The following is a 24,942-nucleotide window of genomic DNA, read 5'->3' as shown; positions in this document are numbered from 1 at the left end:
TGGCCGGGACAAGCCCGGCCATGACGACTGCGAGAACCCAGCGAGCTCTCACCGCCAACGCAAAAGATTGAAATGACTATTTTTTGACAATAATCACGATTTTGACAGTGTAAAGATTTCGCTTGACGCTCCCTCTGCCTGCCTCTAGGTTATCTTTACAATGTAAAGATTAGCCTTTGAGGCTTCCCATGACGATCTTCCTGATCCTCGCTCCCTACGGCGCCTTCGCCACGCTGATGCTGGTGACCTCGGCCACGGTGAGCCTGCTCGTTGCCGCGCTGATCTGCCTTGGCGTCATCGTGTTCGATATTGCGCGCGGCCGCAGCATCAAGATCCTCGGCGTCGGTTCGGTGATCGTGTTCACCGCGGTCGGCAGCTACCTCACCTTCGTCGATGCGGCGGCGAGCACCATCGCAGTGAAGATCGCGGTCGATGCCGGCATCCTGCTGGTGTCGCTCACCTCGATCCTGATCGGCCATCCCTTCACGCGACAATATGCGCTGGAGCAGGTCGATGCCGAGACCGCGAAGCTGCCCGGGTTCATCACCGCCAACTACCTGATCACGGGAGCCTGGACCGCCGCGACGCTGCTGATGATGATCGGCAACATTGCAGTGCTCTACGTGCCGGCCCTGCCGCTGTGGACCGGCCTCTTGATCGCCTTTGCTGCGCGCAACGCCGCGGTGTGCTTCACGCGCTGGTATCCGCAATATCGCGCGGCCAAGGATGGGCTGCCGCCGGCCGGCGCGCTGCCGTCACGCTGAACACCCACATATCAAAATCACAACGATCATCTCGAGGAAACGGAACGCATGACGATGAAGAGCGTATTTGCCAGGCTCGCGAGCGACTTCCTCTCCACCATCGTGTTCCTGGTGGTCTATCTCGCCACCGACAATGTCCTGATCGCCACCGCTGTTGCGATCGTGGGTGCGAGTGCGCAGGTGGTCTATGCGCGCGTCAAGGGACAGGCGCTCGGCTACATGACCTGGGCGAGCCTTGGGCTGGTGATCGTGCTTGGCGGCGCGACGCTGCTCACCAACGACCCGCGCTTCGTGCTGGCGAAGCCCGCGATCGGCCACATCGCGATCGGCGCGATCATGCTCAAGCGCGGCTGGATGCTGCGCTATTTGCCGCCGATCGTAACCGAGACCATTCCGGAATACGCCACCCTCGCCGGCTACGCCTGGGCCGGGCTGATGTTCATCCTCGCCGGCGGCACCATCGCGATCGCAGCGACCGGCGACATGAAGCTGTGGGCGTTCTACGTGTCGATGGTGCTGGTCGGCGCCAAGATCGCGGCGTTCGCGATCCAGTACGTCGCATTCCGCTTCCTGGTCGGCAACCGGCTGCGCGCCGCCGCCCGCGCCTGATCGCCGCAGCCGCGAACTAGGCGCGCGCGGCAAGATAGGCTATACCCGCGCACGCTTTGTTCTGACGCGTTTTCTTCACGCGAACCGCTATCCACTTCGCTTGAGAACGCTTTTTAACCGGAGGGGAGACATCAATGGCGGTGGACGGAAACTGGAATCTCACGATGACGACGCCGATGGGCGAGCGCAAGGCGACCCTGTCGCTGGCGAGCTCGGGCGGCACGCTCACCGGCACGCAGGGCGCCGAGGGCAACTCCACCGAAATCTTCGACGGCACCGTGAACGGCGACAGCGTCGCCTGGAAGGTCTCCATCACCAACCCGATGCCGCTGACGCTCGAATTCTCCGGCACGGTCTCCGGCGACGGCATCTCCGGCGAGATGGGCATCGGCCCGATGGGCAGCTTCCCCTTCACCGGCACCCGGGCGTAAGTCTCCCCGTCTAGAACCAGATCTGCATCGGCAGATCATGTCCATCAAGCGGCTGCGATCCCTGAGGAACGCAGCCGCTTGGTTGATGAGCAGCCAAAGCCACCGCGCAGGCATCCAGCACATCGTCGCGTTTGGCGCCGGTGCCGATCCGCACCTCGCCGAGCCAGCGGTCGATCTCGCGAAAGCCTGATCGCTTCAGCAGCCTGCGGCGGAGCGCATCGCCCTCCTCCGACTTCTTGCGCGGCAATGGCGTGCCACCGTTCAGCCGCAGGAACACCAGCTCGGGATGCACCTCGCGGATGTTGTGTGCGGGGTTCGCGCGCACGAACGCGTCGACTTCCATGATCTTGTTACCGAGATGCCAGAGCTGGCGCGAGACGCGCGTCTGGCCGCGGCGCAGCGCTTCACGGTTCGCCGCGTCGGGATCGTGAAACTCCTGCCACAGCCAGCGCCGCGCCCCGGTGAAGACGCGCGAGGTGTGCGGGCGCAACCGCTCCCGGGCGAGACGATCACAATCGCGCTCGCCGTCCTCGGTCATGCCGATCGGGATATCGATTCCCGCACGATCGAACGGACGCGCCAGCGCATCCGCGACATCGCCGTGAAAGGAAATCGTGCGCTGGTCGCCGTCGATGCTGACGGCGACCCAGCCTTTGGAGAATCCGTCGAGGCCCGTTGCCCTCAACCCGGATCCTCAACCCAGATTCAATTCCTTGAAGAAGTCATTGCCCTTGTCATCGATGATGATGAAGGCCGGGAAGTCGACCACTTCGATGCGCCAGATCGCTTCCATGCCGAGCTCGGGATACTCGACCACCTCGACCTTCTTGATGCAGTGCTCGGCGAGGTTCGCCGCCGCGCCGCCGATCGAGCCGAGATAGAAGCCGCCGTGCTTCTTGCAGGCCTCGCGCACCGCGACCGCGCGGTTGCCCTTGGCGACCATCACCATCGATCCGCCCGCGGCCTGGAACTGGTCGACGAAGGAATCCATGCGGCCGGCGGTGGTCGGGCCGAACGCGCCGGAGGCGTAGCCGTCGGGCGTCTTGGCGGGACCCGCGTAGTACACCGGATGGTTCTTGAAATAATCCGGCAGCGGCTCGCCCTTCTCCAGCCGCTCGCGCAGCTTGGCGTGGGCGGAGTCGCGCGCCACGATCATGGTGCCGGTCATCGAGACGCGGGTCTTGATCGGATATTGCGACAGCGTCGCGAGGATATCCTTCATCGGCTTGTTGAGGTCGATCTTGACGACATCGCCGCCCAGCGACTGCTCGACCGCGGGCAGATACTGCGCCGGATTGTGCTCGAGCTCCTCGAGATAGACGCCGTCCCTGGTGATCTTGCCGAGCACCTGGCGGTCCGCCGAGCAGGAGACGCCGAGCCCGATCGGCAGCGAGGCACCGTGGCGCGGCATGCGGATCACGCGCACGTCGTGACAGAAATACTTGCCGCCGAACTGCGCGCCTACCCCCAAGCTTTGCGTCATCTTGAGGATTTCCTGCTCCATCTCAAGATCGCGGAACGCGTTGCCGTCGGCCGAGCCGTGGGTCGGCAGCGCGTCGAGATAGCGCGCCGAGGCGAGCTTCACGGTCTTCATGCAGAGCTCGGCCGAGGTGCCGCCGATCACGATCGCCAGGTGATAGGGCGGACACGCCGCGGTGCCGAGCGTGAGCACCTTCTCCTTCAGGAACGCCAGCAGCCGGTCCCTGGTCAGCACCGAGGGCGTCGCCTGGAACAGAAAACTCTTGTTGGCGGAGCCGCCGCCCTTGGCCATGAACATGAACTTGTAGGCATCATCACCCTCGGCGTAAATCTCGCACTGCGCCGGCATGTTGTTGGCGGTGTTCTTCTCCTCATACATCGACAGCGGCGCGACCTGCGAGTAGCGCAGGTTGCGGCGCAGATAGGCGTCGCGCGCGCCTTCGGACAGCGCGGCCTCGTCGTCGCCGTCGGTGATGACGTTGCAGCCCTTCTTGCCCATGATGATCGCGGTGCCGGTGTCCTGGCACATCGGCAGCACGCCGCCGGCGGCGATGTTGGCGTTCTTCAGGAAGTCGAAGGCGACGAACTTGTCGTTGTCGCTGGCTTCCTTGTCCTCGAGGATCGAGCGCAGCTGCTTCAAATGGCCCGGGCGCAGATAGTGGTTGATGTCGCCGAAGGCGGCCTCGGAGAGCGCCCGCAGCGCCTCGCGCGACACCACCAGCATGTCCTTGCCCAGCACCTTCTCGACCCGGACGCCCTCGCTCGTCACCTTCTTGTAGGGTGTGGTGTCGGCACCCAGCGGGAACAGCGGGGTGTGCTTGTAGGGCGGAACGGGCTTCTGCTGGTCGGGGAAGGCGGAGGGGGCGTTCATGAGCTGCTCTTTGGGCTTGCAGGTCGGGTTCGAAAGTCCGGTCCGGCCGCGCGGCCGCCGGAATGTGGAGCCGTTCTAAGCCTTTTTCGGACAAAGAAAAGGGAAGCCGGCCGGCTTCCAGCCATGCGCGGGACCGGCAATCCGCGTGCTATGTTTCATTCCTCCGTAATCTCTGGTTGCCACAACGCTTCAGCAATCCGCGAAACGGCCAAGGAAGCCATCAGGAGACCACCATGAAGACAGCGCTTTTGATCTGGTTCGCGGCGCTGGCTTTGTTGATCGCGGTCCCGAGCGGCGCCGATGCGGCCCGCCTCGGCAAGCCATGCGGCGGCCTTGCCGGCGTTCAATGCAGCCGTAGCGGCCAGTTCTGCCAGTTCAAGCCGGGACAATGCGGTCGTGCCGACCAGACCGGCGCTTGCGCGTTCCGGCCGACGATCTGCAACAAGATCTTCAAGCCGGTGTGCGGCTGCGACGGCAAGATCTATGGCAATGACTGCGAGCGGCGCACCGCCGGAGCCTCCAAGGCGCAGGACGGCAAGTGCGCATCCTGACGGATCGGCCATATTGACGCGCTGCGCGGGAGCCTGCATGTAGCTTCGCGTATTTTCATACCGCGGGGGTATTTCGTGACAGCACCGTTGCGCCGACGCTTTGCCTTAAGCATCCGCTCTTTCATGCCGGCCGCGCTGATCGCGCTGGCGACGGCCTTCGCCGCCGCGCCTGCACACGCCGATCCCTGCGAGGACATCGCAAAGCAGCTCGCCGGCCAGATCGACGGGCTGAAGGTCAACTTCAGCGCCGCCAACATCACATACCTCACACATCCGGCGGCGAAGGAATTGTCGCTCGGCTGCCGCGGCAAGGACTATTCGATCGAGCTCTTTGCCAAGACCGACCGCAAGATGAAGCCCGAGTTCTTCAACCTGGTCGGCTCCGCCACCGCGCTGGTCTTCACCGTGCCGAAGGACGACGCCGCCACCGGCACCTCGCGCTGCCTGAAGCGCATGGGCATCCTGCGCGGCAACACCATCACGATGCGCTACCGCCGCCTCAACCTCGAATGCACGCGCAACCGGACCGACGCCTCGATCACGGTCCGTCGCGGCAAGAACGAGTGATCCGTCAGAATCCCGCGGCGACCCGACCGATCGCATCGCAGCGTCAGCGCAGGAACACCTGGCCTGCTCCGAAAGTTGATGTTTACGGTCGCATGTTTGCCGGAAAAAGAGTGCGATAATCGCGGCTGGAATCACGAGCCCGCCCATGATCGCAAAGCTCCTCCTGCAGAACACCTTCTTCGTCCTCGCCATGGCCGCGCTGCTGTTTGGCTTCGCCGGCACGCTGCACTGGCCCGGCGCGTGGGCTTACCTGATCGCCTCGGCGCTGATCGGCCCGGCGTGCGGGCTGTGGCTTGCCAAGGTCGATCCCGGCCTGCTGGCCGAGCGCATGCGGCTCACCGCGCGCGAAGGCCAGCCCGCCGAGGACAAGCGCTTCATGCTGGTGTTCCTGGTCATTGCCGTGCTGTGGTTCGTCGCCATGGGCCTGGATCGCCGGTTTGGCGGCGCCAATGCCGGCATGCTGCTGATCGTGCTCGGCCTGGTGCTGTATCTGGCCTCGACCGCGCTGATCCTGTGGGTGTTCCGCACCAATTCGTTCGCCGCGCCGGTCGTGAAGGTGCAGACCGAGCGCCACCATCACGTGATCTCGACCGGGCCCTACGCACTGGTCCGCCATCCAATGTATACGAGCGTGATGCTGTTCTTCATCGGCGTGCCGCTGACGCTCGGCTCCTGGTGGGGCCTTGCCTTCGTGCCGGTGTGCTTCGTGATGTTCGCGTTCCGCACCGGGATCGAGGAACGCACGCTGGTGGCGGGGTTGTCAGGCTATGCCGACTATGCGGCACGGGTGCGCTATCGCCTCTTGCCCGGACTGTGGTGAGGACCATCATGGCAGAGAGCAAGACCTACACCGGCGGCTGCCATTGCGGCCAGGTGCGCTTCGAATGCACCACCGACATGGCGATGGTGACCGCCTGCAACTGCTCGATCTGCACCAAGAAGGGCCTGCACTTCGTGTTCCTGCCGCCGTCGAGCTTCCAGCTCCGCGCCGGCGCCGAGAACCTGAAGGAATATCTCTTCAACCGCCATGCGATCCGCCACCAGCTCTGCGTCGATTGCGGCGTCGACGTGTTCGCGCGCGGCAAGAAGCCCGATGGCACCGACATCGTGGCACTCAATGTCAGCTGCATCGACGGCATCGACCTGTCGAAGATCAAGATGACGCCGGTGGACGGGCGGAACAGGTGACTGCGAAGCAGTCATTCCGGAGCGATACGCAGCATCGAACCCGGAATCTCGCGCCACAACCTCTGGATTGCGGTTCACGCTTCGCGTGCCCCGGAATGACCATGCTTAGAGATCCAGCGCCTTGTAGCGCCGGAAAATCCCCTCCTCGTTGAACGGAATCCGCCGCGCGCTTGCGAGATACGCCTTGATGTTCGGCCGCTCGGCGATCCGATCGCGCAGCGCGATCAGGCGCGTGACCTTCTTCTCGAACGCCGCCATCCGTTTCGGAAACGCGTAGCGCAGGCCTTCGACGATCTGGAACAACGACAGATCGGCGTAGGTCAGCCGGCGTCCGGTGACGAAGGCACCGCCATTTGCCCGCACAAGATCCTCGAAATAGCCGAGATATTTCGGCACCCGCGATTTCCAGAACTCTTCCGTGCGCTTCTTCGCGGGCGCCTTCTGGTCCTCGTAATACAGCGACGGACCGAGCGGGTGATGGGTGTCGTGGATCTCCAGCACCAGGTCCGCAATCGTCAATTGCAGCTCGTGCACCCGGAGCTTCCCACCTTCCGCCTTCGGGGCCAGGCCATGGCGCGCGCCGAGATAGAGCAGGATGTTGGCGGTCTGCCCGATCACGAGTTGGCCTGCCTTGAGGAACGGCGGCGCAAAGGGCGGCGTGCCCTTGTGCGCGTCCATGATCTTCATCATGGCGCCGGTACCGCCCTTGCCGCGCGCGACATCGGTATATTCGGCGCCCGCATCCTCGAGCGCGAGGCGGACATATTCGCCGCGGCCCTGGATCATCGGCCAATAGTAAAGCTGATAGTGCATGCACTTACCTCCACAAACTTCACCGCATCGCTTTGCTTCACGGTGATCGTAGCCGTGCCACGGTCAGATCGTCCACCGCGCACCGCGCGTCTGTCCGAACCGCGCGGAGACTGCTAAGGTTCCAGCGTCGAATCTTCGACGAAGGATCAACTTATGGCGGACAACGAGAGGAAGCGGGGCGCGCAAGATCGCGCTCTGATCGCGTTGAGCGAGTCCTACGAAGTTGCGTACTGGTCCAAGAAGTTCAAGGTCACTCCGGCAAAGCTCAAGGCCGCCGTCAAGAAGGTCGGGCATTCCGCCAGGAAGGTGGAGGCCCATTTCAAGGAGCAGCGGCACATGGCCGCCGATCGCGCGCGGATCGCGATCAGCGAGCCCTACGAGGTCCGCTACTGGTCGAAGAAGTTCAAGGTGACCCCTGCCCGCCTCAAGGCCGCGGTGGCCGAGGTCGGACATTCCTCGAAGAAGGTCGAGGCCCATTTCGCGGCAAAGAAGAAAACCGCGAAGAAGAAAACTGCCAAGAAGGCCGCAAAGAAAACCGTCAAGCGCAAGAAGAGCTGAGCGCTGTCGCAGCACAATGAGCGGCGGTTATTGGTGTCCCGCCGTACTATCCGAGTCATTGCGAGCGGAGCGAAGCAATCCATCGCGCGGCATACGCGGAAAGATGGATTGCTTCGTCGCTATCGCTCCTCGCAATGACGGGGACATGACACACGGCTCCCCCCGTTCCCCGTCCCCTCAATTCGCCGCGAAGCAGTACAGCAGGCCGTCGCCGCCGGTGCTCTTCAGATCGGCCTGCGAGCAGCCGCCATCCGGGCCGCGCGAGGGATGCGACATGTTCCAGGATCTTGACGGCTCGTCATCGCGCAGGCCCTTGCGGTCGAAATGCCCGACCATGGCGGCACCCTGCGTGCTGCTTGTCCAGTTCTTGCAGGTGCGGTCCTCACCGGCCGCAAACGCCGTACCATCGGCCTGCGACCCCGTCAGCACGTCGTGGCGGTTCGGCGTATCGCCGGCACCGTTGATGACGTCGCCCTTCTCGGACAGCGCGGTCTGCTTGGTGAGATTGTTGCCGGCGCTGTGCAGATCGGCGACGTCCTTGGCGACCACGACGCCCTTCACATTCTTCCACGGGCCGTTGCCGATGCGATCGCGCGCGTTCACCGCTGCCTTGCCATCGGCCGCCTGGGTCGAGAGATAGGCGCGCCATGTCTTCGGCACCGAAACCCGCGGCCTGCGCCAGGGTCTGGCAATGATTGTCGGCGCCGGCGAGGCCGCCGAGATTGCCGCCATTGCCGATACCGTTGCTGGTGACGAAGAAGCTGGTGTCGGCGGTCTGCGCCGCTGCCGGCAGCGCGGCCATGACGACGAATACAAGGCAGGCAGGAACCGCGATATGCGCAGTGAACTTCATTTCGTTCTCCCGAATGGTTGCTTTAGCCCGCTGACATCAACCCGCGGCCCGTCCGGATATTCCGCCGCGACGACACGCGAATGAAGCCCACAAGACGAAAGCGCCGCGGACAATGCCGCGGCGCCTTGCATTTGCCATCTCTGGTAATCGATCAGTTGGTCTGCTGGATCGCCGAGAGTTCCCAGTTGCCGCCGCGCTGGCGCACGAAGGTCCAGACCTCGGTGATCTCCTCCGGCTGCCCGCCGCTGACCTTGCGGCCGGTGCCGCGCTCCAGCATGGTGTCGACCAGCGAGTAGCGCATCGCGACCGTCGCATATTCGCTGTCGCCTTCGCGCCAGGCTTCCGCCAGATCGCCCTGCAAGAGCTTCACATTGGACGTCTTGTTGGTGACGTTGCGCGCCTTGTTCTCCTCGAGATCCTTCGAGAAGTACGACACCATTTCCGGCGTCGCGAGCGTGTGCAGCTTGGCGATGTCCTCGTTCGACCACGCGGCCTGAATGTCGCCGAGCAGTCGCTCGAACGTCTCATAGTCGCCAGGTGCGATCTCGACCGGCGCGTTCGATCCGCCGCCAAGGCCGAAGCCGAAGCCCGAACGGGCGTTGGCCTGCGGACCGGGGCCGACGTCGGGTCCGCCAGCGTAAGCGGCGGCCGGCGCATTGCGCCGCTGCCACCACGACATCGCGAGCCGGACCACGAGTACGATCAGACCGATCTGCAGCAGCAAGCCGAACATCGACGACAGGCCGCCGAGACCCGAGAACAGGCCGCCGCCGAACAGCATGCCGAACAGGCCGGCGCCAAGGAAGCCCGCGGCCAGGCCGCCGAGCAGGCCGCGACCCATTCCGCCGCGGCCGAACAGGCCACCGGAATTCGCCGCCGCCGGCGAACCCATGCCCGGGCTACCAGGCTGGCTGAAGGTGCGGTTCATCGGAGCAACCGAGCCCGGCGCGGTGCTGGTCGAGGGCGGCGCGGAGAATGTCCGCGAGCCGCGCGAGCCGCCGCCGCCAACGCGGGCGTCGGCCGCCGAAACGGTCATCATCACGGGCAGCGCCAGCGCCATCGCGACGGCGATCGCCCGGACAATTCCACGCGTGCGTTGCGAGAAATTCATGTTGGTTTCCTCAAAGGATTCCCCGGCATGGGGAAACGCCCCTAACATGGGCAGGGCTCGATAAAAGTGAAGCGGGAAACGGGAACCGCGGCTGCGGCCCTCGGTCGCGGCGATGTGACACTATGGTCCTTGTGGATGCGACAGCGCGTCCTAGCGCGAGATGGGGCTCAGGTTCAACCGCGACCGCACTGCAACATCGCCCCTACCCTGCGGGAAGCGAAGGGTATCGTGGCTCGTCGCCCGCGCCTAGTTCGCCGTCATGGTTTCCTTCACCGCGGCCACCAGCTGCGTCAGCGTGAACGGCTTCGGCAGGAACGCGAACTGCTGGTTCTCCGGCAGGCTCTTTTCGAACGCGTCCTCGGCATAGCCGGAGACGAAGATGATCTTCAGCTCCGCATTGCGACTGCGCATTTCCTTCAGCAGCGTCGGCCCGTCCATCTCAGGCATCACGACGTCGGAGACGACGAGATCGACCTTGCCGTTGTTCTCTTCGAACGCCTCCAGCGCCTCGACGCCGTTGGCCGCCTCGATCACGCTGTAGCCGCGCGAACGCAGGCCGCGCGCATTAAGCGAGCGCAGGCCGTCCTCGTCCTCGACCAGCAGGATGGTGCCCTGCCCGGTGAGATCCGGCTTCGGCTTGGCGTCCGCGACGGCGGCTTCCTTCACCGCGCCGTTGCCGGCATGCGCCTCCGGTGCGACCTCCTGCTCCTGGCGATGCCGCGGCAAATAGATCCGGAATGTGGTGCCGCCGCCCGGCACGGAATCGACATAGACGAAGCCGCCGGTCTGCTTGACGATGCCGTAGACCGTGGACAGGCCGAGACCGGTGCCCTTGCCGACCTCCTTGGTCGAGAAGAACGGCTCGAAGATCTTGTCGATGATCTCGTGCGGAATGCCGGTGCCGGTGTCCGAAATCTCGATCTTCACGTAGTCGGCTGCCGGCATGCCCTTGTTGGCGAGCTGCGCGGCTTCCTCGGTCGGCACGTTGGCGGTGCGGATGATCAGCTTGCCGCCGTCGGGCATCGCGTCGCGCGCGTTCACCGCGAGATTGACCACCACCTGCTCGAACTGCGAGACGTCGACCTTGACCGGCCACAGATCCCGGCCATGCACGAGGTCGAGCTTGACCTTCTCGCCGATCAGCCGGCGCAGCAGCATGGTGAGGTCGCTCAAAGCATCGCCGAGGTCGAGCACTTGCGGCCGCAGCGTCTGGCGGCGCGAGAATGCAAGCAGCTGCCGCACCAGCGTCGCGGCGCGGGTAGCATTCTGCTTGATCTGCATGATGTCCTGGAACGACGGGTCGGTCGGCTTGTGCGCGTTGAGCAGGAAGTCGTTCGCCATCATGATGGCTGACAGCACGTTGTTGAAGTCGTGCGCGATGCCGCCGGCGAGCTGGCCAACCATCTCCATCTTCTGCGACTGGTTGATCTGGTTTTCCAGCGCGCGCCGCTCGGTGGTCTCGAGTATATAGACGATCGCGGTCTCGGCGTCGCGCTCGTCCTTCTCGACGGTGGTAACGAAGAACTGGGCGGAGCGCTCCTTAGGCCCGTCGAGCATCACCTCGACCGGCGCAATGTCGCCCTGGCCTTCGGCAGCCTGGTTGATCGCGGCGATCAACAGGCCACGGTCGCGCGGATTGACTGCGCGGAAGATCGACTTGGCCGCGCCGCCGTCGCCGTTCAGCCCCTGCGCCAGCTTGGCATAGCGCGCATTGGCACCGACCACATTGCCGCCGCGATCGACGGTCGCGATCGCCATTGGCGTATGGTCGAAGAAGCGCATGAAGCGCACCTCGGCGGCACGCTCCGGATCGGAATGCTCGTCGCGGGCGCGGCTGATCACCAGCGTGCGCGAGGCGCCCGCCGCGCCGTCGGCGCCGAAGGCGAGCTTGTGATAGAGCCGCACCGGCACGGTCTTGCCGCCGCGCATCCGCAGGTCGATGTCGAACACCTCGGTCTTGACCTCGCCGGGCACCGCCGCGATCGAGGTCAGCAGCGCCGCGCCGTCGCCCGAGACGATGTCGGTCAGCTTCAGGCCGCCCGAGCCGATCTCGGCCAGATCGTAGTCCAGCCAGTTCGCCAGCGTGGCGTTGATATAGGCGATCTCGCCGGCCGGATTGACCGAAAAGAAGCCGCACGGCGCATGATCGAGATATTCGATCGCGTGCCGGAGTTCCTGGAACACGTCTTCCTGGCGCTCGCGGTCACGAGTGACGTCGGCGATCGACCATACCGCATATTTCGCGTCGCGCTTGCCCTCGCCGAGCGGGCGTACCCTGAGCCGCAGCCAGCGGCCTTGTCCACCACCTTGCCCGGCCTCGTGCCCGGCGACGCGGACTTCCTCCTGCTGCCGCTTGCCCTCGCGCGCCGCCTTCAAGAGGCGGAACACCGCCTCGGAGACGTCGGGGTTGCCGATGAAGACGCGTTCGACGGGACGGACGTCCTGCGGACCGGCCGCGCCGGTCAGCGTGAGATAGGCGGCGTTGGAATAGACCACATGGCCGCGGGAGTCGGTGACGACGAGCCCTTCATGGGCGTGGTCGGCGATCCGTCCCATCACCGGGTCGTCGCTCGTGCGGTCGGAAAAGCGGATGATGCCGGCGGCAAGGGCGAACAGGTTGAACAGCCCGACGGTGGCGAGCAGCGCCAGCACAAACAGGATATAGGGCTGCGCCTGGGTCCGGCCGATGGTCATGAGCCAGACGGCCACCGCGACGATGCCGGTGGCGATCAGGAGAACCAGCAGGATACTGCCGCTCCGTCGCGCTGGCCCGTGAGCCACGAACGGCTCGGTCGCGGGAGGATCGTTGCTATCGGCGGTCATCTGGAGAGACATGGCTCGTCTGCATCACGAAGGCGACCGGCCGGCCACCTCGCCTCTGAGTGCCTGAATCGGACCCGAAAACGCAAGTCCATCAGGCGGCAATTTCGCAACTTACGCGCATTTCAAGCGGTTTTCCGCCCCTTACTGGCGCAGGCCGGACAGGCCGCGCCTCAGCCGCATCACGTAGCCGATGATTTCGGCAACCGCATGGTAGTGCTCGACCGGGATTTCCTTGTCGATTTCGACGGTCGCATAGAGCGCCCGGGCCAGCGGCACGTTCTCCACGATCGGAATGTCGTGCTCCCTGGCGATCTCCCGGATCTTGAAGGCGAGGTTGTCGACGCCCTTGGCGACGCAGATCGGCGCCGACATGCTGCGGTCATAGGCCAGCGCCACCGAATAGTGGGTCGGGTTGGTGATGATCACCGAGGCCTTCGGAACCTGGGCCATCATGCGCTTCTTGGCGCGCTGGACCCGCAACTGCTTGATCCTGCCCTTGACGTGCGGGTCGCCTTCCGACTGCTTGAACTCCTCCTTCATCTCCTGCAGCGACATCTTGTGACGCTCGTACCAGGTCCGGTACTGGAAGAAGTAGTCGGCGATCGCCACCACGGCGAGGAGGGCGACCACCGCCGCCAGCAAGTGCATCGTCATGCCGGTGATGGCAGGCAGTAGCTCGGCCGGATCGACCCGCAGGAACGATTCCATCCGCATCCGATCGGGCCACAGCACCATGACCATCACGACGCCGAGCGCGATCAGCTTGAACAGGCCTTTGAGGAAGTTCGCCACCGCCTGCTTGCCGAACAACCGCTTGAAGCCGGCCGCCGGCGAGATCTTGGAGAATTTCGGCTTGAGCTGCTCGCCCGACCACACGAGCTGATGCTGGATCATGTTGCCTGCGATCGCCGCCAGCGCCAGCATCAGGAACGGCACGCCGACCGCGGCAACCACGGCGTAGCCCAGCGTCTGGGTCAGTTGCAGCAGGCCGGCACCGTCGGTGCGGATCATCCATGAATTGGCGATCAAATTGCGCAGCGGCATCAAGATGCCGCCGCCGATCGAGCCCGAGAAGGTCGACAGCACCAGCGTGGCGCCCGCGATGACGAACCAGGTATTGACCTCCTGGCTCTTGACGACGTCGCCTTTCTCGAGTGCGTCATCGAGACGTTTTTGCGTAGGGTCTTCTGTTTTGTCTTCGGTATCCTCGGCCATCTCTTCTCCTGGTCAATTCATGGGAGCGAGTTGGCGCATGACGCCGTTGAAGTAGTCGAAATAGGTATTCATCATCGCCGCGAGCACGACGCCGAAGATCAGGAAGCCGACCACGATCGAGAGCGGCACGCCGACGAAGTAGACCTGCATCTGCGGCATCAGCCGCGCCAGCACACCGAGCCCGATGTTGAAGACGAGGCCGAACACCAGGAACGGCGCCGACAGCTGCAGGCCGATCTTGAAGGCGGCGGAGAACGCGGAGGTCGCAAGCGCGGCGACGTCGCCGGTCGGCATGATCTCGCCCGGCGAGAAGATGCGGTAGCTCTCGCTCAGCGCTGCAATGACGAGATAGTGGCTGTCGGTTGCGAACAGCAGCGTCAGGCCGAGGATGGTGAGGAAGTTGCCGATGATCTGGCCCTGCTGGCCCTGGGTCGGGTCGACAGCGGTGACGAAGCCGAGCCCGAGCTGCTGCGCGATCACGGAGCCCGCGACGTTGAGCGCCGACAGCGTCACCCGCGCGGTCGCGCCAAGCACGATGCCGATGATGAGCTCATGCACCATCAGGACGCCGAGCGAGGGGATCGACGTCAGGTCGACATGATAGGCGTTGCGATGCAGGGGAAGAATGATCAGCGTCAGCAGCAGCGCGATCGACAGCTTGACCCGTGCCGGGATGTTGCTCTCGCCGAAACCGGGCAGCAGCATCACCATCGCGCCCACGCGCGCGAAGACCAGCACGAAGATTGCGGCCAGCGCCGGAAGCAGGGAGACATCGATGCGCATGACCGCGGCATTAGTGCATCAACCGCCGATGATTCGCGACGAAATCCGCATCATGTGGCTGGAGAGCGCGTCCGCCATGAAGGGCAGCGCGAGCAGCAATGTGACGAAGATCGCGAGAATCTTCGGCACGAAGACCAGCGTCTGTTCCTGGATCTGGGTCAGCGCCTGGAACAGCGACACCACGACGCCGACCACGAGGCCGACCACCATCAAAGGCGACGACACCAGCACGATGGTCCAGATCGCATCGCGTGCCACGTCGAGAGTTTCAGGGCCGGTCATTGTTGTGTTCTCGCTTTTGCAATCTTGCTTCGCATCGCCCCGGGATGACGTCCTGACGGACGTCAGATCGGCATCTTCATGATGTCTTCATAGGCCTGGATCACGCGGTCGCGCACCGAGACCAGCGTCGACACCGCGACGTCGGTGTCGGCGACCGCCGTCACCACATCCATCACATTCGCCTTGCCGGAGGCCATCGCCATGGTCTGCGCGTCGGACTTCTTGCCCGCTTCCAGCACGCTGCCGACGGAGTCCTTCAGCAGCGCGCTGAAGGACGGGCCGGCGACGGCCTGCCCGGCCTTCTCGACACCGCCGCGCTCCATCAATTTGGCGAGGCTGGCGTAGGCGTTGGCGGCGACTGTCGGTGTAGCCATGATTTACGTTCCCTGTTCTTGTTGCGTCAGGACTTGAGGATGTCGAGCGTGCGCTGGATCATCCGCCGCGTCGCGCTGATGATGTTGAGGTTCGCCTCATAGGAGCGCTGGGCGTCGCGCATGTCGGTCATTTCGACCATCGAATTGACGTTCGGATATTTGACGTTGCCGGAGGCGTCCGCCGCCGGATTGCCCGGCTCGTGCTTGATGCGGAAGGACGACCGGTCGGGGCGGATCCGACCGAGCGTCACGACCTGGGCGTCGAGCGAACGATCAAGCGCGGAGGAGAAGGTCGGCACCTTGCGGCGGTAGGGATCGCCGCCCGCGGTCTGCGCCGTCGAATCGGCGTTGGCGATATTTTCCGAGATCACCCGCATCCGCCCCGCCTGCGCGCGCAGGCCCGACGTCGCGATGCTCATCGAGCGGGTGAAATCGCTTGTTCCATCTGCCATGGGATCCTCCCGCCGCGCTCAGGCGGCCTAGCCCTTGCCGATCGCGGTCTTCAGCAGATGCAGGCTCTTGCTGTAGAGCGAGGTGACGGCCGCGTAGTCCATCTGGTTGGCCGACACTTTCAGCATCTGGTCCTCGAGATTGACTGCGTTGCCGGCCGGGCGGGTCTGGAACCCGCTCTTGCCGCGATCATTGTCGAACGTGTCGGGGGCGCCGGACGCCGCCATGTGGGTGGCGCTGGTCTGCATCATCGGCAGCGTCCCCATGCCGCCGCCGACCGTGGTACCGGTCCGGTCGAACTTCGGCTCGACCAGGTCGCGCGGCCGGAAGTTCGGCGTGTCGGAATTGGAAATGTTCTCTGCGAGCACCCGCTGGCGTTCCTGGTGCCACTGCATCTTGCTGCGCAACGCCGACAGGATCGGCAGATCGTTCATGGACATCGCCGCGGCTCCGTTAACCTCTTCGACGACCCTTGGGCCATCCGAGGTAGGCAGAATTTGCCCGGTGTATGGTTAACGGGTGGTTAAAATGTCGGACGGAGCCGTGGAGAACGCCGCAACTGCGGCCGGCGAGCGCATTTTCGCCACGAATGCTGCGTTAACCAGCACAAACCGAGACAGCGTGGGGCGCTGAGAAGTCGTTTTGGGACAAGCGATTCTTGGTTTATTAATAGAACAGTCGGCTGCAAGCCGCTGGGAATTAAGAAATAAGGCGAATCTCGGGCGCGATTCGCTGCGCAAACCGCACCTATCAATCCGCGCTCGTTGATGGCGGAAGCTGAGGAAGGCCACCATGGCCGGGGACTCCAATATGCAGGTCATTACATTCGTCTTGGCATTCGTTGTCGTGCTGGCGCTGATCGGCGTCACCGCATGGCTCGTCCGCCGCTTCGCCGGGAACCGCCTCGGCGCCAACGCCAACCGCGGACGCATGCCACGACTGGCCGTGATCGACGCGGCTGCCGTCGATGGCCGCCGCCGGCTGGTGCTGGTCCGCCGCGACAACATCGAGCATCTGCTGATGATCGGTGGCCCGACCGACATCGTCGTCGAGCCGAATATCGTCCGGGCGATGCCGGGGCGCGATCAGATGTCGACCCGCCCCGCGGTCGCAGCCGATGCCGCGCCGCCGCGCGTGGCGCCGCTTCCGGATGCCGCCTGGAACGAGAGCGAAGCCGCCCGCTCCGACAATTTCGACCTTCCCGAGCCGGAGCTGCCGCCGCGTCAGGCGCGGCCCTCGTTCGCCGACGAGCTGCGCCGGCCCCCGCCGCCGATCGCCGAGCGTCGCAACGATCCGCTCGCGGGCTTCACGGCCGAGCGCAGCGAACCGCGGCCCGATCCGATGCCGCCGCGCCTGCCGCCGCGCTCCGAGCCCGTCATCCCGCGGCCGCCGCGCGCCGCCGAGCCGCCGAAGGCCCCGCCGCGGGCACCCGAGCGTGCCGTCACGCCGCCGCCACCGCCTCCCCCTGCTCCGCCGCCGGTCGCAACCCAGGCGCCTCCGCCGGTGCCGCCGGCATCGAACGCCGATGCCAATCTTGCCGAGATGGCGCAGCGGCTCGAGGCGGCACTGCGCCGCCCGACCGGCGCCAACGAGACCGTCGCACCGCCGGTTGCGCCCGAGGCGCCGCCGGTTCGCGCGCCGCGCAGCGAGCCGCCTGCCCCGCCCGCCGGCGGACAGAAGAGCGGCTTCGAGAATCTCGAGGACGAGATGGCATCGCTGCTCGGCCGACCGAAGAATCCTTCGTGAGGTTCGGGGCGGTCCCGCGTAGAGTTTTTTTCATCGCTGTCCTGATCGCCGCCGGATCCTTCGCCGATCCGGCGATGGCGCAGGATATCAGCATCAATCTCGGCGGCGGCAATGGCGGCGTAACCGAGCGCGCGATCCAGCTGATCGCGCTGCTCACGGTGCTGTCGATCGCGCCGTCGATCCTCGTCATGATGACGTCGTTCACGCGCATCGTGGTCGTGCTGTCGCTGCTGCGCACCGCGCTCGGCACTGCGACCGCGCCGCCGAACTCGGTGATGATCGCGCTCGCGATGTTCCTCACCGCCTTCGTGATGGGGCCGGTGCTGCAGAAATCCTATGACGACGGCATCAAGCCGCTGGTCGCCAACCAGATCGGCGTCGAGGAAGCGTTGCAGCGCGCCTCGGTCCCCTTGCGCGGCTTCATGCAGAAGAACGTCCGCGAGAAGGATCTGAAGCTGTTCATGGACCTCTCCGGCGAGCCGCCGCCGGCGACACCGGAGGAGATGTCGCTGCGCATCCTGGTCCCGGCGTTCATGATCTCCGAGCTGAAGCGCGCCTTCGAGATCGGTTTCCTCTTGTTCCTGCCGTTCCTGATCATCGACCTCGTGGTCGCCTCGGTCTTGATGTCGATGGGCATGATGATGCTGCCGCCGGTGGTCGTCTCGCTGCCGTTCAAGCTGATCTTCTTCGTGCTGGTCGACGGCTGGGCCTTGGTCGCCGGCAGCCTGGTGCAGAGTTACGGGGGGTAGCAGCCCCGCGAAACATTCATGGCCCGTCAGCTGGATCGGCCGTGCCGTTGCACTATCATGCGCGGCACCGCATCCAGGGAGCCGTGCCGTGCAGCAGCCATTCGACCGCGCCGCAGAAGACCTCGGCAATGCCATCCATCTCGAGCATGTCAACGTGCAGGTGCCCGACCAGCGCCTCGCCACGCTGTTCTACATCGCCGGAATCGGGCTGACCCGCGATCCCTATCTGATGGTCTCCGACAGCAACATGTGGGTGAATGCCGGCCGCAGCCAGTTTCATCTGCCGAGCGGACCGCCGCAGGTGCTGCGCGGCCACACCGCGATCGTGATCGCCGGACGGCAGGCCCTGCTGCAGCGGCTTGCCGCGGTCGCGCCCAAGCTCGAAGGCACCGCGTTCAGCTATCGCGAGCACAACGATCACGTCGAGGCCATTTGCCCCTGGGGCAACCGGCTGCGCTGCTTTGAACCGGACGCCGAGCGGTTCGGGCGCATCGCGCTTGGCATGCCCTATGTCGAGTTCGACGTGCCGCGCGGCACGGCCGAGGCGATCAGCCGGTTCTATCCCGAAATCATGGGCATCCCCGCCAGCGTCGTGAACGGCGACGCTGTCGTCGCGCGCGCCAAGGTCGGCAAGGATCAGTATCTGCAATTCCGCGAAGCCGACCAGGCGCAGGGCGAGTTCGACGGCCATCACGTCCAGATCTACATCACGGACTTCTCCGGCCCTTACAAGCGGCTGCGCGAGCGCAACCTGGTATCCCGCGAGGACAATCAATATCAGTACCGCTTCTGCGACATCATCGATCCCGCCGATGGGCGGCACCTGTTCACCGTCGAACATGAGGTGCGCAGCGCCACCCATCCGATGTATCTGCGGCCGCTGATCAACCGCAATCCGGCGCAGACCAACCGCACCTTCGCCAACGGCTACGACCAGGCGCCGTGGGCGATGGGGCCGGACCAGTATGACGGATGAGCGCGCGCTCATCCGCATCGCGACATCATCCGCAATCCCAGCCACGAGACGACATGCTTCCCTCCCAGCGCCATCTGTTCGAGATCCCACGCGACGTCTGCTACCTGAACTCGGCGTCCTACAGCCCGCTGCCGTTGAAGACGCTCGACGCCGGCCGCGCCGCGGTCGAACGCAAGGGCCAGCCCTGGACGATCGACGCCGGTTTCGCCGGCCGCCAGCATGAACGCGCCCGCACCGCGGCGGCACGCCTGATCAATGCCGATCCTGATGACGTCGCGCTGATCCCGGCAATCAGCTACGGCATAGCGACCGTGGCGAAGGCGCTGACCGTTCCGCGCGGCACCCGCGTCGTCGTGCTGGAGAACGATCACTCCTCGCCGGTGCTGGAGTGGCACGCCCGCGCCGAGGCGCAGGGTTTTGTCGTCGACACCGTGCGCCAGCCCGCCGACGGCGACTGGACGTCGGCGGTGCTTGCAACGATCGACCGCTCGGGCGCGCCGCCGGTCGGCCTCGCCTCGATCTCGTCGGTCCATTGGTCGGACGGCGGCATCATCGACGTCGACATGGTGCAGGCCGCACTGCGGCGGCAGGGTGCGATGTTCGTGATCGACGCGACGCAGAGCGCGGGTGTCGTCGCGATGGACGTGAGACGACTTGATCCGGATGCCGTGATCTTTCCAACCTACAAATGGCTGATCGGCCCTTACGGCCGCGCTTTCCTGTACGTTGCAAAGCGCCACCAGAACGGCGTGCCGCTGGAGCAGACCTCCACCGGCCGCCGCAATGTGAACTCCGAGAACCCCGTCTATTTCGGAGATCTCGCCTATGTCGACAATGCCCGGCGTTATGACATGGGCGAGCGCGATCATTTCATCACGCTGGAGATGGCTTCGATCGGCATGGAGATGATGGCGGAATGGGGCGCCGCTGCCGTCAGCGCGCGGCTCGCGATGCTGAACGGGCGAATCGCCGACGGCGTGCGCAATCTCGGGCTCAATCAGCTGGCGCTCGGCCTGCGCGCGCCGCACATCCTGAGCCTCGGCATGGCCGGCGGCGTCCCGAAGGAGCTGATCGCGCGGCTTGCCGCGGAGAACATCCATGTCGCGCTGCGGCTCGGCCGGATGCGGATCTCGCCGCACGTCTTCAACGAGGAGGCCGATGTCGACCGCCTCGTCGCTCTCTTGACGAAAGCGCTGCGCGCCTAGCCGCGCTTGCGCCCCAATGCAACTACGCTGAACAATTCGATCGCCAGCGCGACGGCGACTCCGGCCGCACCGATCACGAACAGCAGCGCATAGTCGCCGCCGCTCTGCGCGAACAGGTAGGATAAGCCGTAGGCGCCCGCCGCCTGGAACAGCGCGAAGGTCGTGGTCGCTTGCGCCCAGGCCGAGCGCTGGCTCGCGGCGGAATGCGGGATCAGTTCGTGGATGCGGCCGATCACCAGCGGCACGATGCCGGGCGTGAAGCCGCCGACGATGAGGCTCGACACGATCAGCGCGGCGGGCGAGTTCGTCACCGCGGGCAGCGCGACCGCAACCGCCTCGATCAGGAACGCCGCGCGCAGCGCCGCAGCGAAGCCGGCGCGGTCGGCGAGATGACCCGTGAGCAGCGGGCCGATCACGGCGCCGATGCCGTACAGCACCCAGTAGTACGACCCTGCCGCGATCCCCTGCCCGAGGCCGCGGGCGACATAATCGACCAGGAATACCATGTGCGGCACCAGCGCCAGCGCGTTGAGCCCGTACTCCAGGCACAGCGCGATCACCAGCGGCGAGCGCACGCCATGCGCAGCAACAGGCTGCTCCGTCACAGCATGCGCAGCAGGCACTTCCGCCGGCCACGCCTTCCAGCTGATCAGGGTCAGCACCGCCGACAGCACGCCAAGGCCGTACCAGGCCTGTTTGACGCCCTGCTGCAGCAACAGCGGCACCAGCGTGCCTGACGCTGCGATACCCAGTCCGACACCGGCGAAGATCACGCCGCCGATCAGGCCGCGCTTGCTTGGTGCGGTGTGCGGCAGGATCGCGGTCGCCGCCAGCACCATGATCACGCCGCCGCTGATTCCGGCGAGAAAGCGGAAGCCGAAGAACCAGATGAAGGAGATCGGCACCGCGCAGGCAAAGCAGGTCACGGCCGCCAGCACCATCATGCCGCGCAGCGCCCACACCGAGCCGACGCGCGCACCGAGATCGCGGGCGATCAGCGCGCCGGCGAGATAGCCGGCAAGGTTGGCGGCACCGAGATAGACCGCTTCCGCCGGCGTGAACCATTTTGCCGATATCAGCGCCGGGATCAGCGGCGTGTAGGCAAAGCGCGCCAGCCCGAGCCCGACCAGCGAGGCGCACAGCCCCGCGGCGGCGGACAGCCACAGCGGCCCGCCTGCATCGCGATGCGGCTCGGCGTGATGGCGCCGGTGATGATCGACATTGGCTGACATGGACATCGCAGTAGGCCCTCCGGCCGTTCATGAAAAATGATTAGTTCCGATCGCAGCGATCGCTCGCAGCGATCGTGGCTCACCTCTCCCGATCGGGAGAGGTGCCAGGTTCGATGTGGCAACAGCCGTCAGCGCCTCAGTGACCGGCGCTCTGGCCGCCATCGACGTGCAGGATCTCGCCGGTGACGAAGCCCGCGCCTTCCAGGAACAGCACGGCGTCGACGATGTCCTTCATCTCGCCCATGCGGCCGACCGGATGCAGCTTGGCGAGGAAATCATGGGTCGCGGGGGCGTGCATCGGCGTCTTGATCACGCCGGGCGCCACTGCGTTCACGCGGATGCCCCTGGCGGCATATTCGATCGCGAGCGACTTGGTCGCCGCGCTGAGCCCGCCCTTGGTCAGCGAGGCCAGCACCGAAGGCACGTTGCTGTTGGCGTGGTCGACGAGGCTCGTCGTGATCTGCACGATATGCCCCGACCCCTGCTTCACCATCTCCTTCGCCACGCGGCGGGTGATGTAGAAGAAGCCGTTGAGGTTGGTTGCGAGCACCGACGCGTAGTCCTGGTCGGTGTGATCCGTGAACGGCTTGGCGACGAAGATGCCGGCATTGTTGACCAGCGTGTCGAGGCGACCAAAGCGCGCGAGCGCCTGCTTGACGACGCGGTCGGCCACCTCGGGATCGCCGATGTCGCCCGGGACCGCCAGCACATCAGCATCGGCCGACGGCTTGATGCTGCGGGAATTGGCCACGACGCGGTAGTTGCGGTCGCGATAGCCCTTGACGAGCGCCTCGCCGATCCCCTGCGACGCGCCGGTGATGATGGCAACCTTCTGCTCTGCACCCATGATCTCTCTCCATCTGTTGCTGAAGCGGCGTCAGCACCGCCTCGATGGAGAGCAAGCTAGATACATCCGCTTTCCGCGCGAATGCCCGCTATTCGGCAGACACTCTTCCGCGACGCGAACGACTGGCCTGGCTGGCCTCACGTGTCAGCCGCTCGAAATAGCGCTTCAGCCGCGGCGCCGCGAAATCGACGAAGGCGCGCACCTTCGGCACGTCGAAGCGACCCTGCGGCGCCAACAGATGCACCGGCAAGGCCGGATGCTCGTCCTTGGCAAGCAGTATCTGCAATCGCCCGTCACGGATTTCCTCGGCGATGTGATACGAGAACAGCCGGGTGACGCCGTGCCCTTCGCTGGCCGAGGCGACCGCCGCCCGCACAGTGTTGACGACGAGGCGCGGCGCGAACTGGACCGCGCGCGCCACCTTCGACTTCGCGGCAGGCGGAAAGCTCCAGGAGTCGAGCCCGAAATGCGTCATCGCGATGATCTGGTGTTTTGCGAGATCAGCCGGCTCGCCGATATCAGGGTGCTGCGCGATATAGCTGGGCGACGCCGCGACTACGCGACGCACCTCGCCGAGCTTCATCGCGACAAAATTGGAATCGGCGAGCTGCGCGATGCGCAACGCGACGTCGATGCCCTCGTCGATCAGATTGACGGTGCGATCGAGCATCACGAGCCGCACCGTCACCGCCGGATACTCGGTCATGAAGGCGTCGAGCAGCGGCCGCAGCACGTCCTCGCCGACGACGACGGGTGCGGTGATGGTCAGCGTGCCGCGCGGCGCCGACCGCTCGCCGCCGGCCGAGATGTCGGCCTCCTCGAGCTCGCTGAGGATCCGCCGGCACGCCGCCGCATAACGCTGGCCGGCGTCGCTCAGTTTCAGCGACCGCGTGGTGCGATGAAGCAACTCGGCGCCGACATGATGCTCGAGGAACGCGATCGCCCGGCTGACCGCCGCCGGCGAGCGCCGCAGTTTTCGCCCCGCACCTGCAAGGCTGCCCTCGTCGACCGCCGCGACGAAGACCTTCATGGCGTCGATGCGATCCATCGCGGTCCCCGGTTCGCGGCCGCCCCTAGCTCTTTACGTCATACTGCTTGCTGAGATGATCGCCGATCTGTACCAGCATCGCGACGCATTCGGGATAGCCGGGCCTTGCCACCGTGGCTTCGTTGGCACTGGCGCGGAATTCCCAGCTGTCGCCGTCGCGCAGCACGGAGATGTCGATGCCGTCGGGGCAGTCGGCATGGACTTTCAACTCGGCCCGCGCCATCGCGACGAGTTCGGCTTCGGTCTTGATCGGCTTGCTCATGTAACGACGTCCTCCCGGCTGGCGACATCAGCCATGGTTGCCGATTTGGCGGCGGAATGTCGAGAGGACGCACCCGATCACGGGCTGTTGCAATTGACAAATTGCAGGTCCCCGGCGAACATCGGGCTGGGTCGATACCACCCGCCGCTTGCACCCCGCCCCGGGGACGGTGAACGTATCAAGCCAGGTTTCAGGCTTCCTTTGCCCACACGAACGGGTCAGCAATGCAAGCCCCTGACGCTTTCCGTTCGTCGATGCAAAGGTTGATCTCATGCGCGACTTTCGTGATGCCAAGGCCATGGCGCAGACGCTGCGCGAAGCGCTCGCCGCCAAATCGATCCCCCTCACCCACAGCGACAGCCTGGAGCTGATCGCCAACGTCCTCGGTCTGCGTGATTGGAACACGCTGTCCGCCCGGATTCACTCCGCCGGACCGCCGAGCACGCCGGCACAGGCTGCAGACTCCACCGCAGAATCACCGCCGATCGTCACGCGGCGGGAGACCGCCGTGGATTCAGCCACGCTCGATCGCTATGCCGGGTTCTATCAGCTCAACGACCGCGCCGTGTTCACGGTGACACCTGACGGACATCATCTGGTGATGCAACTGACCGGGCAGCGCTCGGTGCGGTTCTTTGCGGAGAGCGTGACCGAATTCTTCGCCAGGATCGTCGACGCGCAGGTCAGCTTCGTTGTCGGACCGGACGGGCGAGCCACCTCGCTGATTCTGCATCAGAACGGCAGCGATATTGCGATGGCGCGCATCGACGCCGCGGCCGCACGGAAGATCGCCGATCAGACGGCGGATCGCGTCAAGAACCAGTCGGCAAATCCTGGGACCGAGGCTGCGCTTCACCGCCTGATCGATGGGATCGCCTCGGGGACTCCCAACTACAATGAGATGAGCCCGCCGCTGGCGGCGGCGACCCGCAAGCAGATGGCGTGGCTTCAGCCCCTCGCGGACCTCGGCACGATCCAGTCGACCCGCTTTCTCGGTGTCGGCGAGCAAGGCGAAGACGTCTATAGCGTCAGACAGGCGAACGGCGCTACGCACTGGCGCATCGCGCTCGACGACAAGGGTATCATTTCGACCGCGTGGGTGACTCCCGGCCCGTGAGAGCCGGCGCCGCTCGAGCGTTTTCAAGCGAAGTGGGC

The 24,942-nt window shown here is 65.2% G+C and carries 29 protein-coding genes and 1 pseudogene; 14 read left to right on the top strand and 16 right to left on the bottom strand.

The features are described from left to right. Positions 1 to 188: 188 nt before the first annotated feature. From HAP47_RS15250 to HAP47_RS15240, 3 genes are all read left to right on the top strand, one after another. A complete protein-coding gene (locus tag HAP47_RS15250) occupies positions 189 to 764 on the top strand; it encodes a hypothetical protein (protein WP_173637530.1) in 576 nt (191 codons plus the stop codon). Between the two features lie 54 nt (positions 765 to 818). After that, positions 819 to 1,373 carry an inner membrane-spanning protein YciB gene (locus HAP47_RS15245; protein WP_173640489.1) on the top strand — a complete coding sequence of 185 codons (555 nt, stop codon included), beginning with the start codon at positions 819 to 821 and terminating at the stop codon, positions 1,371 to 1,373. A 134-nt stretch (positions 1,374 to 1,507) separates the two neighbouring features. Next, a complete protein-coding gene (locus HAP47_RS15240) occupies positions 1,508 to 1,804 on the top strand; it encodes a hypothetical protein (RefSeq protein WP_173637531.1) in 297 nt (98 codons plus the stop codon). 10 nt (positions 1,805 to 1,814) lie between these two features. Here HAP47_RS15240 and HAP47_RS15235 read toward each other — a convergent pair whose 3' ends face one another. After that, entirely contained in the window at positions 1,815 to 2,489 is a 675-nt protein-coding gene (locus tag HAP47_RS15235) for a DUF429 domain-containing protein (RefSeq protein WP_173637532.1), read from the bottom strand. Positions 2,490 to 2,498: 9 nt separating this feature from the next. Next, positions 2,499 to 4,154, bottom strand: a complete 1,656-nt coding sequence (locus tag HAP47_RS15230) for a fumarate hydratase (protein ID WP_173637533.1) — start codon at positions 4,152 to 4,154, stop codon at positions 2,499 to 2,501. A gap of 233 nt (positions 4,155 to 4,387) precedes the next feature. Between HAP47_RS15230 and HAP47_RS15225 the strand changes: the two genes are divergently transcribed. From HAP47_RS15225 to HAP47_RS15210, 4 genes are all read left to right on the top strand, one after another. Next, positions 4,388 to 4,705: a hypothetical protein gene (locus HAP47_RS15225; RefSeq protein ID WP_173637534.1), complete on the top strand. Its 318-nt coding sequence runs from the start codon at positions 4,388 to 4,390 to the stop codon at positions 4,703 to 4,705. 123 nt (positions 4,706 to 4,828) lie between these two features. Then, on the top strand, positions 4,829 to 5,272 hold the full coding sequence (locus HAP47_RS15220; RefSeq protein WP_173640490.1) for a hypothetical protein: 444 nt from the start codon (positions 4,829 to 4,831) through the stop codon (positions 5,270 to 5,272). 145 nt (positions 5,273 to 5,417) lie between these two features. Then, complete coding sequence (locus tag HAP47_RS15215) at positions 5,418 to 6,092, top strand: methyltransferase family protein (RefSeq protein ID WP_173637535.1); 675 nt, start codon at positions 5,418 to 5,420, stop codon at positions 6,090 to 6,092. An 8-nt stretch (positions 6,093 to 6,100) separates the two neighbouring features. Then, positions 6,101 to 6,460 (top strand): GFA family protein, encoded by a 360-nt coding sequence (locus HAP47_RS15210; RefSeq protein WP_173637536.1) that lies wholly within the window; start codon positions 6,101 to 6,103, stop codon positions 6,458 to 6,460. A gap of 105 nt (positions 6,461 to 6,565) precedes the next feature. Here HAP47_RS15210 and HAP47_RS15205 read toward each other — a convergent pair whose 3' ends face one another. Continuing rightward, positions 6,566 to 7,273, bottom strand: a complete 708-nt coding sequence (locus tag HAP47_RS15205; RefSeq protein WP_173637537.1) for a glutathione S-transferase — start codon at positions 7,271 to 7,273, stop codon at positions 6,566 to 6,568. A 153-nt stretch (positions 7,274 to 7,426) separates the two neighbouring features. On the opposite strand from HAP47_RS15205, the gene HAP47_RS15200 reads away from it, so the two are divergent. Further along, positions 7,427 to 7,831: a DUF3606 domain-containing protein gene (locus HAP47_RS15200; RefSeq protein WP_173637538.1), complete on the top strand. Its 405-nt coding sequence runs from the start codon at positions 7,427 to 7,429 to the stop codon at positions 7,829 to 7,831. Positions 7,832 to 8,008: 177 nt separating this feature from the next. Here the strand turns inward: HAP47_RS15200 and HAP47_RS15195 are convergent. After that, positions 8,009 to 8,633: pseudogene (locus HAP47_RS15195) on the bottom strand (lectin). Here HAP47_RS15195 and HAP47_RS15190 point away from each other — a divergent pair. Beyond that, positions 8,523 to 8,768 (top strand): hypothetical protein, encoded by a 246-nt coding sequence (locus tag HAP47_RS15190; RefSeq protein WP_231169062.1) that lies wholly within the window; start codon positions 8,523 to 8,525, stop codon positions 8,766 to 8,768. The pseudogene HAP47_RS15195 and the gene HAP47_RS15190 sit on opposite strands and share 111 nt — an antisense overlap. A gap of 67 nt (positions 8,769 to 8,835) precedes the next feature. On the opposite strand, the gene HAP47_RS15185 is transcribed toward HAP47_RS15190, so the two are convergent. The 8 genes from HAP47_RS15185 to flgB form a co-directional block, all read right to left on the bottom strand. Next, positions 8,836 to 9,795, bottom strand: a complete 960-nt coding sequence (locus HAP47_RS15185) for a Tim44 domain-containing protein (protein WP_173637539.1) — start codon at positions 9,793 to 9,795, stop codon at positions 8,836 to 8,838. Positions 9,796 to 10,041: 246 nt separating this feature from the next. Continuing rightward, positions 10,042 to 12,618, bottom strand: a complete 2,577-nt coding sequence (cckA, locus tag HAP47_RS15180) for a cell cycle histidine kinase CckA (protein ID WP_173640491.1) — start codon at positions 12,616 to 12,618, stop codon at positions 10,042 to 10,044. 141 nt (positions 12,619 to 12,759) lie between these two features. Beyond that, positions 12,760 to 13,833, bottom strand: coding sequence for a flagellar biosynthesis protein FlhB (gene flhB / locus HAP47_RS15175; RefSeq protein ID WP_173637540.1), 1,074 nt, complete (start codon positions 13,831 to 13,833; stop codon positions 12,760 to 12,762). 12 nt (positions 13,834 to 13,845) lie between these two features. Further along, positions 13,846 to 14,616 (bottom strand): flagellar biosynthetic protein FliR, encoded by a 771-nt coding sequence (fliR, locus tag HAP47_RS15170; protein ID WP_173637541.1) that lies wholly within the window; start codon positions 14,614 to 14,616, stop codon positions 13,846 to 13,848. Positions 14,617 to 14,634: 18 nt separating this feature from the next. Then, a complete protein-coding gene (gene fliQ / locus HAP47_RS15165) occupies positions 14,635 to 14,898 on the bottom strand; it encodes a flagellar biosynthesis protein FliQ (protein WP_050401183.1) in 264 nt (87 codons plus the stop codon). Positions 14,899 to 14,960: 62 nt separating this feature from the next. Continuing rightward, entirely contained in the window at positions 14,961 to 15,272 is a 312-nt protein-coding gene (gene fliE, locus HAP47_RS15160; protein WP_173637542.1) for a flagellar hook-basal body complex protein FliE, read from the bottom strand. Positions 15,273 to 15,298: 26 nt separating this feature from the next. Further along, positions 15,299 to 15,724: a flagellar basal body rod protein FlgC gene (flgC, locus tag HAP47_RS15155; protein WP_173637543.1), complete on the bottom strand. Its 426-nt coding sequence runs from the start codon at positions 15,722 to 15,724 to the stop codon at positions 15,299 to 15,301. 27 nt (positions 15,725 to 15,751) lie between these two features. Beyond that, positions 15,752 to 16,162 (bottom strand): flagellar basal body rod protein FlgB, encoded by a 411-nt coding sequence (flgB, locus tag HAP47_RS15150; RefSeq protein ID WP_092115395.1) that lies wholly within the window; start codon positions 16,160 to 16,162, stop codon positions 15,752 to 15,754. Between the two features lie 352 nt (positions 16,163 to 16,514). Between flgB and HAP47_RS15145 the strand changes: the two genes are divergently transcribed. From HAP47_RS15145 to HAP47_RS15130, 4 genes are all read left to right on the top strand, one after another. Then, on the top strand, positions 16,515 to 17,468 hold the full coding sequence (locus HAP47_RS15145; protein ID WP_231168888.1) for a flagellar biosynthetic protein FliO: 954 nt from the start codon (positions 16,515 to 16,517) through the stop codon (positions 17,466 to 17,468). Next, positions 17,465 to 18,217 (top strand): flagellar type III secretion system pore protein FliP, encoded by a 753-nt coding sequence (gene fliP, locus HAP47_RS15140; protein ID WP_050631029.1) that lies wholly within the window; start codon positions 17,465 to 17,467, stop codon positions 18,215 to 18,217. Before HAP47_RS15145 ends, fliP begins: the two co-directional genes overlap by 4 nt. A gap of 88 nt (positions 18,218 to 18,305) precedes the next feature. Continuing rightward, positions 18,306 to 19,193, top strand: a complete 888-nt coding sequence (locus HAP47_RS15135) for a hypothetical protein (protein WP_173637545.1) — start codon at positions 18,306 to 18,308, stop codon at positions 19,191 to 19,193. Positions 19,194 to 19,246: 53 nt separating this feature from the next. Continuing rightward, positions 19,247 to 20,398, top strand: a complete 1,152-nt coding sequence (locus tag HAP47_RS15130; protein ID WP_173637546.1) for an aminotransferase class V-fold PLP-dependent enzyme — start codon at positions 19,247 to 19,249, stop codon at positions 20,396 to 20,398. On the opposite strand, the gene HAP47_RS15125 is transcribed toward HAP47_RS15130, so the two are convergent. The 4 genes from HAP47_RS15125 to HAP47_RS15110 form a co-directional block, all read right to left on the bottom strand. Then, positions 20,395 to 21,636, bottom strand: coding sequence for a YbfB/YjiJ family MFS transporter (locus tag HAP47_RS15125; RefSeq protein ID WP_231168887.1), 1,242 nt, complete (start codon positions 21,634 to 21,636; stop codon positions 20,395 to 20,397). The two genes, HAP47_RS15130 and HAP47_RS15125, sit on opposite strands and share 4 nt — an antisense overlap. Positions 21,637 to 21,766: 130 nt before the next feature. Beyond that, positions 21,767 to 22,477: an SDR family NAD(P)-dependent oxidoreductase gene (locus HAP47_RS15120; RefSeq protein WP_173637547.1), complete on the bottom strand. Its 711-nt coding sequence runs from the start codon at positions 22,475 to 22,477 to the stop codon at positions 21,767 to 21,769. Positions 22,478 to 22,565: 88 nt separating this feature from the next. After that, on the bottom strand, positions 22,566 to 23,525 hold the full coding sequence (locus HAP47_RS15115; RefSeq protein ID WP_173637548.1) for a LysR family transcriptional regulator: 960 nt from the start codon (positions 23,523 to 23,525) through the stop codon (positions 22,566 to 22,568). A 25-nt stretch (positions 23,526 to 23,550) separates the two neighbouring features. Beyond that, a complete protein-coding gene (locus HAP47_RS15110; RefSeq protein WP_173637549.1) occupies positions 23,551 to 23,787 on the bottom strand; it encodes a hypothetical protein in 237 nt (78 codons plus the stop codon). A 298-nt stretch (positions 23,788 to 24,085) separates the two neighbouring features. Between HAP47_RS15110 and HAP47_RS15105 the strand changes: the two genes are divergently transcribed. Next, positions 24,086 to 24,904: a glyoxalase superfamily protein gene (locus HAP47_RS15105; protein ID WP_371821784.1), complete on the top strand. Its 819-nt coding sequence runs from the start codon at positions 24,086 to 24,088 to the stop codon at positions 24,902 to 24,904. The last annotated feature ends 38 nt before the right edge of the window (positions 24,905 to 24,942 follow it).

Origin of the sequence: Bradyrhizobium sp. 41S5, assembly GCF_011516665.3 — a bacterium.
GTDB lineage: Bacteria > Pseudomonadota > Alphaproteobacteria > Rhizobiales > Xanthobacteraceae > Bradyrhizobium > Bradyrhizobium quebecense.
The sequence above is the reverse complement of the archived record's forward strand: the minus strand, read 5'-3'. Positions and strand labels throughout refer to the sequence as shown.